Genomic DNA, 13,001 nt, shown 5'->3' with positions numbered 1-13,001 from the left:
CGGCGGGCAACCGCCGGTCGTGTAGATGTAACAAGGGAGGAAGTACATGTTGCGCAAACTGCTTATCGGAACGGCTCTCGGGTCGGGCCTTGCGTTCGCGGCCCACGCCCAAGACGTCAAGGAAGTTGAGATGCTGCATTGGTGGACGTCGGGCGGCGAAGCGGCTGCTTTGAACGTGCTCAAGGAAGATCTGTCCAAGCAAGGCTTTGCCTGGAAGGACGTGCCCGTGGCTGGCGGCGGCGGCGACGCCGCCATGACCGCGCTGAAGGCGATGGTCGCGGCCGGCAATTACCCGACCGCCTCGCAGATGCTCGGCTATACCGTGCTCGACTATGCCGCAGCCGGCGTGATGGGCGACCTGACCGAGACGGCGGTAAAGGAAGGCTGGGACAAGTCCGTTCCGGCCGCCCTGCAGAAATTCTCGGTCTATGACGGCAAGTGGGTCGCGGCTCCGGTCAACGTCCACTCGGTCAACTGGCTGTGGATCAACAAGGCCGTGATGGACAAGATCGGCGGCACCGAGCCCAAGACCTTCGACGACTTCATCGCGCTGCTCGACAAGGCCAAGGCGGCGGGCGTCATCCCGCTCGCGCTCGGCGGCCAGAACTGGCAGGAAGCCACCATGTTCGACTCGGTCGTGCTGTCGACCGGCGGACCTGAATTCTACAAGAAAGCCTTCAACGACCTCGACGAGGAGCAGCTGAAGTCCGACACGATGAAGAAGTCGTTCGACAACCTCGCCAAGCTCGTCACCTATGTCGACCCGAACTTCTCGGGCCGCGACTGGAACCTCGCTACCGCCATGGTCATCAAGGGCGATGCGCTGGTGCAGGTCATGGGCGACTGGGCCAAGGGCGAATTTAACGCCGCCAAGAAGGTCCCTGGCACCGACTTCCTGTGCTATCGCTTCCCGGGCACCGACGGCAGCGTGGTCTACAACTCCGACATGTTCGGCATGTTCGACGTTCCGGACGACCGCAAGGCCGCCCAGGCCGCCTTGGCCACCGCCACTTTGTCGAAGAGCTTCCAGTCGGCCTTCAACGTCGTCAAGGGCTCGGTCCCAGCGCGCACCGACGTGCCTGACACCGACTTCGACGCTTGCGGCAAGAAGGGCATGGCCGACCTGAAGGCCGCCAATGAGGGCGGCACGCTGTTTGGTTCGCTCGCGCAAGGCTATGGCGCGCCTCCGGCGGTCGCCAATGCCTATAAGGACGTCGTCTCGAAATTCGTCCACGGCCAGATCAAGACCTCGGACGAGGCCGTGACCCAGCTGGTCAACGCGATCGAAGACGCCAAGTAAAACCAGGCATGGAGAGACCTTCCCTGCTCCGGTGGGGAAGGTTCCACCAAGGCAGGATGGTCGGCCTCGCGTCGGAAATGCCTATCACCTGGCGCCGGCGATCAACCAACACGCCCGACCCGAAAGGGAGGAGCCCATGACTACGGTCGCGACCCAGATCAAGCTGACGCCGGAGCATAACGCGCGCCCGGGCGCCTCGGTGCGCTCGCGCCTGCAGGACGCCTTGCCGAAGATCGTGCTGGCGCCAAGCTTTGCGATCACCATCGTCTTCGTCTACGGCTTCATCCTGTGGACGGTCTATCTGTCTTTCACCAACTCCAAGACGTTCCCGTCCTATGCCATTACTGGGTCACGCGCCTATCAGCGGCTGTGGCGCTGGACCTTCGAGAGCGACCCGCCATCGAGCTGGTACACGTCGATCACCAACATGGGCATTTTCGGTTTTCTCTACATCTTCATCTGCCTGGCGCTCGGCCTTTTCCTGGCCATCCTGCTCGACCAGAAGATCCGCGGCGAAGGCGTGTTGCGGCCGATCTATCTCTACCCGATGGCGCTATCCTTCATCGTCACCGGCGTCGCCTGGAAATGGTTCCTCGATCCCGGCCTCGGCCTCGAGCAGACGCTGCACCAATGGGGCTGGACGAGCTTCCATTTCGACTGGATCAAGAACAAGGATTTCGTCATCTACACCGTGGTGATCGCCGGCGTCTGGCAGGCCTCGGGGTTCGTCATGGCGATGTTCCTCGCCGGCCTGCGTGGCATCGACGGCGAGATCATGAAGGCGGCGCAGATCGACGGCGCCACCACGTTCCAGCTCTATCGCCGGATCGTCATCCCGCTGCTGCGGCCGGTGTTCCTGTCGGCCTTCATCGTGCTCGCCCACCTCGCCATCAAGTCCTACGATTTGGTCGTCGCGCTGACCAGTGGCGGACCGGGCGGCTCGGCCTGGCTGCCGTCGAACTTCATGTATGAGTACACCTTCAAGCGCAACGAAATGGCTGTCGGCTCAGCCAGTGCTGTGATCATGCTGATGACCATCACCGCGATCATCGTGCCCTATCTCTACTCCGAGCTCAGGGAGAAGCCGCGATGAGCGTCATTGCCACTCCCGCTCGCCAGAGCACTGGCGGCATCAGCGCCAGGACCGTCAACCGCGTTGTCATCTACGGCCTGCTGGCGCTGTTCGCGCTGTTCTACCTGATGCCGCTATTCGTCATGCTGGTGACCTCGTTCAAGACCATGGACGAGATCCAGAACGGCAACATGCTGGCGCTGCCGCAGGCGCCGACCTTCGAGCCATGGCTGAAGGCCTGGGGCGAGACCTGCGTCGGCCTCACCTGCGCCGGCATCAAGGGCTATTTCTGGAATTCCATCAAGATGGTGGTTCCGGCGGTGCTGATCTCGACGCTGCTCGGCGCGCTCAACGGCTATGTCCTGACCAAATGGCGCTTCCGCGGCCACACGCTGGTGTTCGGGCTGATGCTGTTTGCCTGCTTCATTCCGTTCCAGTCGGTGCTGTTGCCGATGGCGACGATCCTCGGCAGCCTCGGCCGTTTCGGCGTGACGTTGCGGAACGCAACAGGGCTGTCATTCGGCTTGGGCAACCCGACGGTCAACCTGGTCTTTGTCCACGTCGTCTACGGGCTTGGCTTCACCACTTTGTTCTTCCGCAACTATTACGAGGCGTTCCCGACCGAACTGGTCAAGGCGGCGCAGGTCGACGGGGCCAGCTTCTTCCAGATTTTCCGGCGCATCATGCTGCCGAATTCGATGCCGATCTTCGTCGTCACCGTCATCTACCAGTTCACCAACATCTGGAACGACTTCCTGTTCGCCTCCGCCTATGCCGGCACCGGTGACGCGATGCCGATGACCGTGGCGCTGAACAACGTCGTCAACACCTCGACCGGCGTCGTCGAATACAACGTCAACATGGCGGCGGCGATGATCGCCGCACTGCCGACCCTTCTCGTCTACGTGGTCGCTGGCCGCTATTTTGTGCGCGGCCTGATGGCCGGCGCCGTCAAAGGATAATCGAATGGCTTTTCTCGAAATCAATGGGCTGAGGAAGCGGTTCGGATCGGTCGAAATCCTGAAGGGCATCGACGTCGATCTCGAAAAGGGCGGCTTCCTCGTGCTGGTCGGCCCGTCCGGCTGCGGCAAGTCGACCTTGCTCAACACCATCGCCGGCCTGGAAACCATCACCGAAGGCGAAATTCGCGTCGACGGCCGGACGATCAACGATCTTCATCCCTCGAAGCGCGATATCGCTATGGTGTTCCAGAGCTACGCGCTCTATCCGAACATGACGGTCGCCGGAAACATCGCCTTCGGCATGGAGATGCGCGGCGTGCCGGCTCAGGAGCGCCAGAAGGCGATCGACAAGGTGGCGAAGGTGCTGCAGATCGGCCACCTCCTGCAGCGCAAGCCGAGCCAGCTTTCCGGTGGCCAGCGCCAGCGCGTCGCGATGGGCCGCGCGCTGGTGCGCGACCCCAAGCTCTTTCTCTTCGACGAGCCGCTTTCCAATCTCGACGCCAAGCTGCGTGTCGACATGCGTATCGAGATCAAGCGCCTGCACGCGACCACCGGCACAACGATAGTCTACGTTACCCACGATCAGATCGAGGCGATGACGCTGGCCACCAAGATCGCGGTGATGCGCGACGGCGAGGTGCAGCAGTTCGGCACGCCAGCCGAAATCTACAACAACCCGACCAATCTGTTCGTTGCCGACTTCATGGGTTCACCGGCGATGAACCTGATCCCGGCGACGATCGGCGGCAATGGCAATGCGCTTTCCGTGGTGCTGCAGCGCGAGGCGCGCGAGCCGATCTCGCTGCCGCTGGCCGATGCGCCGTCGGGCCTGTCGGCATTCCACGACAAGCCGATCATCTTCGGCGTCCGCCCCGAAGCCCTGACCGATCCGGAAGGGGCCGAACGCAACGCATCGAACATCGCCACCGCCGACTGTCACATCGAAGTCGTGGAACCGGCCGGCTCCGACACTTTCGCGGTCACCAATCTGGGCGGCAAGGCGGTGGTGGCGCGGCTGCGCGCCGACGCCAACATCCAGCCGGGCACCAGCACGCCGCTCGCCTTCAACCTGACCAAGGCGGTGTTCTTCGATCCGGCGACCGAGAACCGTATCCTCTGACAGCCATGACAAACCCGGACATCGTCATCATCGGCTCCGGCATCGGCGGCGCCACGATCGCCTCCGGCCTTGCCGGCAGTGGCGCCTCGATCCTGATGCTGGAGCGCGGCGAGAAGCTGCCGACGACGACGCACACGCGCGACACACGCGCTATCTTCGTCGACGGCCATTACCGGCCGAAGGAGATGTGGCGCGAGGTCGGGGGTGCTGCGTTCAACCCCGGCAACTACTACTATGTGGGCGGCAATTCGAAATTCTATGGCGCGGTGCTGATCCGCTACCGCAGGCAAGACTTTTCCGCCATGGAGCACTATGGGGGCGTCTCGCCGGCCTGGCCGTTCTCCTACGAGGCGTTCGAGCCATGGTACTCCAGGGCCGAGCAGCTTTTTCGCGTGCGCGGCGCACTCGGCGAAGACCCGACCGAACCGTTCCACTCGATCCCCTATGCCTTCGGGCCGGTGCCGGACGAGCCGCCCATCGCCCGCGCCCGCGCCGAGCTCAAGGGTCTCGGCCTGCACCCCGCATCGCTGCCGCTCGGCGTCGACATCGATGCCTGGCTGAAGGACGGCAAGACAGGCTGGGATGCCTTTCCCAACACCGGGACCGGCAAGGTCGACGCCCAAACAGGGCCGCTGGCGGCAGCACTGGCCGACCGGAACATCAGGCTAGAGACCAGTGCCCACGTCGAATATCTCGAAGCGTCATCGGATGCCAGGACGATCGCCGCCGTTCACTATCGCCAGAATGGCACGCTGAAGAAAGTGACGCCGAAACTGGTCATCCTCTCGGCCGGCGCGGTCAATTCAGCGGTCATCCTGTTGCGCTCGCCCTCTCCCAACAATGGCAAGGGAGGCGGCAAGGGCCTCGCCAACCGTTCCGACCAGGTCGGCCGCAATTTCATGAACCACAATTCGAGCGCCATGCTGGCGATCGATCCGCGCCGCAGGAACACATCCGTCTACCAGAAGACGCTGATGCTCAACGACTATTATCTGTCCGACGGCAAGGGCGGCAAGCCGCTCGGCAACGTTCAGCTTCTGGGCAAGATCGACGGCCATATTCTGAGGGCCAACGTCAAGCTTGCACCCAAATTCGCGCTGGACTTCATGGCCGGCCACGCCGTCGACTGGTACCTGATGTGCGAGGACCTGCCTGATCCCGAAAGTCGCATCATGGTCGACGGCAAGGACATCGTCATGCAGTGGCGGCGCTCCAACATGCAGTCGCTCGACGGGCTGACCAAGGTGATGCGTGAAAACTTCCGCGCCTGCGGCTATCCAATCGTCCTGTCGCGGCCTTTCGACAAGCGCACGCCGTCGCACCAGTGCGGCACGGTTAAGATGGGCGACGATCCGGCGACCTCGCCGCTCGACCCGTTCTGCCGCTCGTTCGACCACCGGAACCTGTTTGTCGTCGACGCTAGCTTCCTGCCCAACTCGGCCGCAGTCAATCCGGCGCTGTCGATCGCAGCACAAGCGCTGCGTGTCGCCGACCATATCCGCAAGACGGAGCTTGTCGCATGACCCGCCCGGCGGCCATCGTCACCGGCGGCGCGCGCGGCATTGGGCTGGCCTGCGCCGAGGCGCTGGCCGATGCCGGCTTCGACATCCTTGTCGTGGACCTTGCCGACAATGCCGCTGACGGACTTGCCGCCAACATCGCTGCCCGCGGTGCGAAATTCGCCTACCATTGTGGCGACATCGCCGATCTCGAAAACCATGCGGCGCTGGTCGATGCCGCGATAAGCGCCTTCGGCCGCATCGACTGCCTGGTCAACAATGCCGGCATCGGCGCGGTCGAACGCGGCGACCTGCTGGAATTGAAACCGGAGAATTTCGACCGGATCCTCAGCATTAATCTGCGCGGCACCGTCTTCCTCAGCCAAGCCGTTGCCAAGGCGATGCTTGCGGCGCCGGGTGATCACCCAAAATCGATCATCACCATCACCTCGGTCAGCGCCGAAATGGCCTCGCCCGAGCGCGGCGACTACTGCATCTCCAAAGCTGGGCTTTCGATGTGGGTGAAGACCCTGGCACTGCGGCTCGCCGCCGAAAATGTCGGCGTGTTCGAGGTGCGGCCGGGCATCATCCGCACCGACATGACCGTAGGCGTGACGGCCAAATACGACGCGCTGATCGACAGCGGGCTGGTGCCGGCAAAGCGCTGGGGCGAAGCCGCCGATGTCGGCGCCGCGGTGGCGGCACTCGCCGGCGGCAAGCTTGGCTTTTCGACCGGCTCGATCGTCAATGTCGACGGCGCGCTATCGGTGCCGAGACTGTGAGCGGGTGACCCCATGACCGACTACATCATCGTCGGCGCCGGCCCGGCCGGCTGCGTCCTCGCCAACCGGCTGAGCGAAGATCCGTCGCATCAGGTGCTGCTGCTCGAGGCCGGCGGCAAGGACTGGCATCCGCTGATCCACATGCCGGCAGGTTTCGCCAAGATGACCAAGGGCATCGCCTCCTGGGGCTGGTCGACCGTGCCGCAAAAGCACATGAAGGACCGCGTCTTCCGGTATACGCAGGCCAAGGTGATCGGCGGCGGCTCCTCCATCAACGCCCAGATCTACACGCGCGGCAACGCCCGCGATTACGACGCCTGGGAGAGGGAAGAGGGCCTTGCCGGTTGGGGCTACCGCGACGTGCTGCCCTATTTCAAGCGGGCCGAGAACAACCAGCGCTACGCCAACGATTTTCACGGCGACCAAGGCCCGCTCGGCGTCTCGAACCCGATTGCGCCGCTGCCGATCTGCGAAGCCTATTTCCGCGCCGGGCAGGAGATAGGCATTCCCTTTAATCCGGACTTCAACGGGGTAGCCCAAGAGGGCGTCGGATATTACCAATTGACGCAGAGAAACGCGAGACGCTCCTCTGCCTCGGTCGCCTATCTCCGGCCGATCCGCGAACGCAAGAACCTGACCGTCAGGACAGATGTGCTGGTGACGCGCATCGTCATCGACAAGGGCCGCGCCATCGGCGTCGAGACCGTCGACAGGCCGGGCGGCGAGAAGAAAATCCTGCGCGCCGAGCGCGAAGTGATCGTCTCGTCCGGCGCCATCGGCTCGCCGAAGCTTCTGATGCAGTCGGGCATCGGCCCGGCCGACCATTTGAAGTCGGTCGGCGTGACGCCGGTGCACGATCTGCCCGGCGTCGGCTCCAACCTGCAGGACCATCTCGACCTGTTCGTCATTGCCGAATGCACCGGCGACCACACCTATGATAACTACGCCAAGCTGCACCGAACGGTGTGGGCCGGCCTGCAATATCTGCTGCTCAAAAAGGGACCGGTTGCCTCCAGCCTGTTCGAGACCGGCGGCTTCTGGTACGCCGACCCGACCGCCGCCTCGCCCGACATCCAGCTCCATCTCGGCCTCGGCTCGGGCATCGAGGCCGGCGTCGAGAAACTCAGGAATCCAGGGGTGACGCTGAATTCGGCTTTCCTGCGCCCACATTCGCGCGGCACGGTACGACTGAAGAGTGCGGATCCCGCCGACCACCCGCTGATCGATCCGAATTACTGGTCCGACCCTTATGACCGAGACATGTCGATCAAGGGGCTCAGGCTGGCGCGCGAGATCATGCGGCAGAAGGCACTTGCCCCCTATGTACTACGCGAGGTGCTGCCGGGACCGACACTCACCAGCGACGACGAACTGTTCGACTATGCCTGCCGCAGTTCCAAGACCGACCATCACCCTGTCGGCACCTGCCGCATGGGCCATGATGCGATGAGCGTGGTGACGCCCGATCTCAAGCTGCGCGGCATCGAGGGCTTGCGCATCTGCGACGCCTCGGTGATGCCGCGCATTCCCTCCTCCAACACCAATGCACCAACCATCATGGTCGGCGAAAAGGGCGCCGATCTGATCCTTGGCCGCGAGCCGTTGCCGCCGGCCGTGTTTTCAGGCAACCAGGCTGCATAGGAACCCAAAAATGATCAGGCACTGTGTTTTCATCAGGTTCCGCAATGACGTCACCGACGACGAGCGCGCGGCGATCCATGCCGACCTCGAAGCGTTGCGGCGGGTGATCGAAGGCATGAGCAAGGTCGAATTCAGCGCCAATGTCAGCCCAGAACCGTTCGCACGCGGCTTCACGCACGGCTTCACCATCGATTTTCGCGATGCCGCCGCGTGCGATGCCTATCTAGTGCATGAAGCGCATCAGCGGGCCGGCGCCCGGCTGGTTGCTGCACTCGAAGGCGGAACCGACGGGCTGATGGTGTTCGACCTGGAAATAAGCGCTTAGCTACCCGAGCCTCAGCGCGACGACGCCGGCAACAATGCTGAGCACGGCGGCTCCCCGCCAGCCCGTCATCTTCTCGCCGAGCGCGAACACCGAGATCATCATGGCGAACAGGATCGACGTTTCGCGCAACGCCGCGACCGAGGCTATCGGCGCCTTGGTCATCGCCCACATCACGATCCAGTAGGCGGCGCCGCTGAGCACGCCGGTGTACACGCCCGCCTTCCAGTCGCGCGCCAGCACCGGCAGCGCCTTTGGCCCGCGGAAGATCAGGCACAGCACCAGCGCCCAGAGCGCATCGCAGACGAACAGCCATGCCGCATAGCTCGAGGCGGTGGCGGCGAGCCGCGCGCCGCTGCCGTCGGACAGCGTATAGCTGGCGATGAAGATCGAGGTGCCCAGCGCAAAGCCGACCGCGCGCAGGTTCAATCTCTCTAGATGCGCGCCACCGCGAAACGACAGCACCAGCGTGCCCGCCGACAAAAGAAGGATCCCGAGAATGGCGAGCGGCGCCGGCACCTCGGCTACGACCACTATGCCGCCAAGTGCGGCCAGCAGCGGCGCCGTGCCACGCGCCAGCGGATAGGTCTGGGCGAAATCGCCGGCCTTGTAGGCACCAATCAGGAACGTCCTGTAGCCCATGTGGAAGATCACCGAGGCGATGATGTACGGCCACACTTCCGATTTCGGCACCTCGACGAAAGGCAGCGCCAGAAGCGCCACGGCGCCCATGCCGAGCGTCATCAGCGTGATCGACAGAAAGCGGTCGAGATGGACCTTGACCAGCGCGTTCCATATCGCGTGCATGGCGGCGGCGGCAAGCACCGCGAAGAAGACGAACAAGGTCATCGGTGGCTCATGCGCCTCCGGTCCCTGTCGCGAGCGGCGTTTCCAGGTCGATGTCGACCCGCAGCGGAAAGTGGTCGGAGGCGATTTCGCCGATATCGGCGCTGACCGAGCGCACGCGTCCCGCAAACATGCCGCCGACGAAACAATGGTCGAGCCGTCGCTTTGTCAGCCTGCCATCGATGGTCTTCACATGGGTGTGGAAGTCCCCCGCAGGTTCGCTGGCGACGGCGGTGGCATCGACAAAACCGTCGAGATAGGCGGCACCGCGATGGTACGGCGTGCTGCCGGCGATGCGCCGGTACTCGGCGCTGCCCGGCTCCATGTTGAAATCGCCCATCCAGATCGCTGCCAGCGGGTTTTCCGGCTGCGGCTCGCCATTGCTCCAGTTGCGCACGGGTTCGTCGTCGGCGCCACTCCACGGGCCGCCGTCGGACGGCGCCCGGCGATGCTCGGCGAGCAGATAGTCGATCTGCTCCAGCCGCTCCTCGGCCGCGATATGCGCGAGATGCAGCGACAGCACCCGCACCGGTCCGGCAGGGGTGCGGATCATGCATTCGAGCGCCGCGTTGCGGGTGTTGAGCGGACGCACGGTGCGGCGCAGCGGCAACGTGTGCAGGCGCGACCAGACGATCGGCAGCCTCGACAGCACCATGGTGCCGAATTGCCGCCGCCGGTTGACGATCCGGCCTTCACGCCGCTCGCTGGCGTCCATGTCGAAGGCCGGGCCATAGACCCAATGGTATTCGGGCAGCAGCCGAGAAAGGATTTCCGGCTGGTCGTCCTCGTTGCTGCGCAGCCAGTGCCGTTCCACTTCCTGCAAGGCGATGATGTCGGCGCCAGCGACAACCTTGGCGCAGCGCGCGAGATCGTAGCGGCCGTCGCTGCCGAAACCGTACTGGATATTGTAGCTGACCAGCTTCATTGCTTAACCGGCTCAATTTCGTGATGGCAGTAGCGGTTTGGCGGATCGGTTGCAATGTGCAGCCGGATGGAGAGAGCTTGGGCCAGATAGCGCGCGGCTAAGTCGTCAGCGGCTGGAAACGTCCTGGCGGAGAAGCGGCCAGTTCCGACCAGTCGATTTCCTCCTCCAGGCGATGATAGGCTTCGTCGCCGATCGTCCCATCGATACGCAGCTGTTCCAACGCGTCGCGCTGGCTCTTGATGGCATAGAGGCGCAACCTGTCGTACTCGGTTGCAGCCTGGGCATCGTCAGGATTTTCGGCGATCACGCGCTGCGCGGTAAATTGCTCGCGGACCGCGGCCGCCGCATTCGATGTCTTGCCGCTCAACGCGTCCAGTGCGGCCTGCATGATGGCGACGCGTGCCTGCGCGACCTCGCGGTCGACAGTTTCGTCCGGATCGAGACGAAGCAAGCGCAGCAGCGGCTTCAGGCTCATGCCTTGCAGCACCAATGTGCCGAGGACGACCGAGAACGCGGCGAGCACGATCGGGTCGCGGCCGGGAAAGTCGGCCGGCAAGGCAAACGCTGCCGCAAGGGTGACCAGACCACGCATGCCGCACCAGCCGATCAGCACGCCGCCGCGAAACGACGGGGCTTCGGCCTGCCGATCCGCGTCACCGAAGCTGGCAAGCCACCTCATGATCGCGCCGCATCCCAGCACCCAGACGAGACGCGAGACGATGACGACTGCCAGCACGGCTGCGGCGAAGACGAACGCTTCGACCTGCCCCTGCTCGGCAAGCCGGCCGACGATCGATCGCGCCTGAAGTCCCATCAGGACGAAGGCCAGCACGTTGAGCACGAAGACCGCCGTCTCCCAGACCGAGTAGGAGCTGACGCGATTCCTGGCCGGCATGCGGCGCGGCGCGGTGCGCGCGATGGTCATGGCATAGACGACGATCGTTATGATGGCGGAGAGCCCGATCCTATCGGCCAGGATCCAGACGCCGAATGTTCCGGCGAATTGCACCACCGTACCGCTCGCCGGGTCTTCGATGCGACTGAGGGTGACGAGAAACAAGCGGCCGAGCACATAACCAGCGGCAAGGCTGCCGACCGTCGACAGCAAGATCATCGGAACCGCACTGCTCAGCAGGATAGAGCCGGCAGCTGCGGAAACCGCCATGCGGTAGATCAGGAGTGCCGTGGCGTCGTTGAGCAGGCTTTCGCCTTGCAGGATCGCGGTGATGCGGTGCGGCACCTTGAACTGTCCAAGCACGGCCGACGCCGCGACGGCATCGGGCGGCGCCACGATCGCGCCGAGGGCAATGGCCGCAGCGATCGGCAGGCCTGCCATTGCCCATCCGGCGAGCGCCACGGCCGCAGTCGTGAAAACAACGGCGCCAAGCGCCAGCAAGACAAGCGGCAGCCTGTAGCGATTGAGATCGCGCAGCGACGTGTCGTAGGCAGCGTCGAGGAGCACCGGCGCGACGAACAAGGCGAGCGCCAGTTCGGGATCGATCTCGATGCTCGGCGCAAACGGCAGGAAGGCGATACCTACGCCTGCCAAGGCCAGCAACGAAGGATAGGGAACCTGGAGACGCCGCGACAATGCCGTCAGCGCGACGGCGATCAGCAGGAGAACTAGGGTCAGCTCGAAAAGCGCCATGCCTCATCGTAGCGGCGAAGCGCGATTATTGGCAGCGGTAAAAACCATGAGCTGCTGTGATTGGCCGTTGTGCTCTGACTTGGCAGTATGCGTTGAGGCGGTTGTCTGCGTATAAGCTTGGGTCATGATCCTCATCGGCCAATATGACTCGCCCTTCGTCCGTCGCGTTGGCATTGCGCTGACCCTGTACAACCTGCCGTTTGAACATCGTCCCTGGTCGACCTTCGGCGATGCGGACAAGATCAGGCCCTACAATCCGCTGACGCGCGTGCCAACCCTGGTGCTGGACAATGGCGAGGTGCTGATCGAGAGCCACGCCATGCTGGACCATCTGGACAGCCTCGTAGCGGCCGAGCACCGGATGTTTCCGACCGACGAGCCGGCGCGCCGCCAAGCGCTGAAGATAGCCGCTTTGGCAACCGGGCTGGGCGACAAGGCGGTCAGCCTGTTCTACGAGAGGCTGCTGCACGAGCCGATCTCCGACCTCTGGGTCGAGCGCTGCCGCAAGCAGATAGAAGGCGTGATGGCTGTACTGGAAGCCGATCGCAGCACAAGGCCTGAAACCTACTGGTTCGGCGATCGGATCGGCCATGCCGACATCGCGGTTGCCGCCGCGCTTCGCTTCCTTGGCGAGGCGCATCCCGGCCTGGCTTCGCTCGCCGCGTTTCCGGCGCTCGCCGCCCATGCCGCGCGGCTGGAAGCGCTGCCGGTCTTCAGGACGGTGAGCCAGCCGTTCATCCCGCCGGCCTGACTTCGACTTCCGGGATACTGCCGCTGTTAGTGCATGTCGCCCAAAAGTGCGCAGCGGTTTTGGGATAACGACATGCACAAAAAACAAAGGCTTAAAGCGCGTCGATTGAATCCGTTTCAACGCGACGCGCTTT

General features: G+C 63.8%; 12 protein-coding genes. 9 read left to right on the top strand and 3 right to left on the bottom strand.

The window, feature by feature from the left end:
- Positions 1-46: 46 nt before the first annotated feature.
- The 8 genes from EOC94_RS26820 to EOC94_RS26785 all read left to right on the top strand — a co-directional run bounded on the left by EOC94_RS26820 (position 47) and on the right by EOC94_RS26785 (position 8,701).
- A complete protein-coding gene (locus EOC94_RS26820; protein ID WP_126105112.1) occupies positions 47-1,300 on the top strand; it encodes an ABC transporter substrate-binding protein in 1,254 nt (417 codons plus the stop codon).
- 136 nt (positions 1,301-1,436) lie between these two features.
- Positions 1,437-2,393 carry a sugar ABC transporter permease gene (locus EOC94_RS26815; protein WP_127294498.1) on the top strand — a complete coding sequence of 319 codons (957 nt, stop codon included), beginning with the start codon at positions 1,437-1,439 and terminating at the stop codon, positions 2,391-2,393.
- Entirely contained in the window at positions 2,390-3,334 is a 945-nt protein-coding gene (locus EOC94_RS26810) for a carbohydrate ABC transporter permease (RefSeq protein WP_095484050.1), read from the top strand. Before EOC94_RS26815 ends, EOC94_RS26810 begins: the two co-directional genes overlap by 4 nt.
- Before the next feature lie 4 nt (positions 3,335-3,338).
- Positions 3,339-4,454, top strand: coding sequence for an ABC transporter ATP-binding protein (locus EOC94_RS26805; RefSeq protein ID WP_095484049.1), 1,116 nt, complete (start codon positions 3,339-3,341; stop codon positions 4,452-4,454).
- Positions 4,455-4,459: 5 nt separating this feature from the next.
- Positions 4,460-5,977: a GMC family oxidoreductase gene (locus EOC94_RS26800; protein WP_127294496.1), complete on the top strand. Its 1,518-nt coding sequence runs from the start codon at positions 4,460-4,462 to the stop codon at positions 5,975-5,977.
- Positions 5,974-6,735 carry a 3-ketoacyl-ACP reductase gene (locus EOC94_RS26795; RefSeq protein WP_127294494.1) on the top strand — a complete coding sequence of 254 codons (762 nt, stop codon included), beginning with the start codon at positions 5,974-5,976 and terminating at the stop codon, positions 6,733-6,735. The genes EOC94_RS26800 and EOC94_RS26795 overlap by 4 nt, the downstream gene beginning before the upstream one ends.
- Before the next feature lie 12 nt (positions 6,736-6,747).
- Complete coding sequence (locus EOC94_RS26790) at positions 6,748-8,376, top strand: GMC family oxidoreductase N-terminal domain-containing protein (protein ID WP_127294492.1); 1,629 nt, start codon at positions 6,748-6,750, stop codon at positions 8,374-8,376.
- Between the two features lie 10 nt (positions 8,377-8,386).
- Positions 8,387-8,701 carry a Dabb family protein gene (locus EOC94_RS26785; protein ID WP_127294490.1) on the top strand — a complete coding sequence of 105 codons (315 nt, stop codon included), beginning with the start codon at positions 8,387-8,389 and terminating at the stop codon, positions 8,699-8,701.
- On the opposite strand, the gene EOC94_RS26780 is transcribed toward EOC94_RS26785, so the two are convergent.
- The 3 genes from EOC94_RS26780 to EOC94_RS26770 all read right to left on the bottom strand — a co-directional run bounded on the left by EOC94_RS26780 (position 8,702) and on the right by EOC94_RS26770 (position 12,117).
- Complete coding sequence (locus EOC94_RS26780; protein ID WP_127294488.1) at positions 8,702-9,547, bottom strand: EamA family transporter; 846 nt, start codon at positions 9,545-9,547, stop codon at positions 8,702-8,704. It lies immediately after the preceding gene.
- A gap of 7 nt (positions 9,548-9,554) precedes the next feature.
- The gene (locus tag EOC94_RS26775) at positions 9,555-10,469 is read right to left on the bottom strand and encodes an endonuclease/exonuclease/phosphatase family protein (RefSeq protein WP_127294486.1); all 915 of its coding nucleotides are present in this window, start codon (positions 10,467-10,469) and stop codon (positions 9,555-9,557) included.
- Between the two features lie 97 nt (positions 10,470-10,566).
- Positions 10,567-12,117: a cation:proton antiporter gene (locus tag EOC94_RS26770; RefSeq protein WP_126105104.1), complete on the bottom strand. Its 1,551-nt coding sequence runs from the start codon at positions 12,115-12,117 to the stop codon at positions 10,567-10,569.
- A gap of 124 nt (positions 12,118-12,241) precedes the next feature.
- Here EOC94_RS26770 and EOC94_RS26765 point away from each other — a divergent pair, with 124 nt between their 5' ends.
- On the top strand, positions 12,242-12,868 hold the full coding sequence (locus EOC94_RS26765) for a glutathione S-transferase family protein (protein WP_127294484.1): 627 nt from the start codon (positions 12,242-12,244) through the stop codon (positions 12,866-12,868).
- Positions 12,869-13,001 lie beyond the last annotated feature (133 nt).

The sequence above is a fragment of the Mesorhizobium sp. M6A.T.Ce.TU.016.01.1.1 genome, assembly GCF_003997065.1.
Classification (GTDB): Bacteria; Pseudomonadota; Alphaproteobacteria; order Rhizobiales; family Rhizobiaceae; genus Mesorhizobium; species Mesorhizobium mediterraneum.
This window is presented reverse-complemented; position numbering and strand designations above follow the sequence as displayed.

Excerpts from the sequence above, each read along its gene's own strand:
- EOC94_RS26810 (WP_095484050.1), top strand. The coding sequence starts at position 2,390 with ATGAGCGTCATTGCCACTCCCGCTCGCCAGAGCACTGGCGGCATCAGC.
- EOC94_RS26805 (WP_095484049.1), top strand. The coding sequence starts at position 3,339 with ATGGCTTTTCTCGAAATCAATGGGCTGAGGAAGCGGTTCGGATCGGTC.
- EOC94_RS26785 (WP_127294490.1), top strand. The coding sequence starts at position 8,387 with ATGATCAGGCACTGTGTTTTCATCAGGTTCCGCAATGACGTCACCGAC.
- EOC94_RS26795 (WP_127294494.1), top strand. The coding sequence starts at position 5,974 with ATGACCCGCCCGGCGGCCATCGTCACCGGCGGCGCGCGCGGCATTGGG.
- EOC94_RS26820 (WP_126105112.1), top strand. The coding sequence starts at position 47 with ATGTTGCGCAAACTGCTTATCGGAACGGCTCTCGGGTCGGGCCTTGCG.
- EOC94_RS26765 (WP_127294484.1), top strand. The coding sequence starts at position 12,242 with ATGATCCTCATCGGCCAATATGACTCGCCCTTCGTCCGTCGCGTTGGC.
- EOC94_RS26800 (WP_127294496.1), top strand. The coding sequence starts at position 4,460 with ATGACAAACCCGGACATCGTCATCATCGGCTCCGGCATCGGCGGCGCC.
- EOC94_RS26770 (WP_126105104.1), bottom strand. The coding sequence starts at position 12,117 with ATGGCGCTTTTCGAGCTGACCCTAGTTCTCCTGCTGATCGCCGTCGCG.
- EOC94_RS26790 (WP_127294492.1), top strand. The coding sequence starts at position 6,748 with ATGACCGACTACATCATCGTCGGCGCCGGCCCGGCCGGCTGCGTCCTC.
- EOC94_RS26780 (WP_127294488.1), bottom strand. The coding sequence starts at position 9,547 with ATGACCTTGTTCGTCTTCTTCGCGGTGCTTGCCGCCGCCGCCATGCAC.
- EOC94_RS26775 (WP_127294486.1), bottom strand. The coding sequence starts at position 10,469 with ATGAAGCTGGTCAGCTACAATATCCAGTACGGTTTCGGCAGCGACGGC.
- EOC94_RS26815 (WP_127294498.1), top strand. The coding sequence starts at position 1,437 with ATGACTACGGTCGCGACCCAGATCAAGCTGACGCCGGAGCATAACGCG.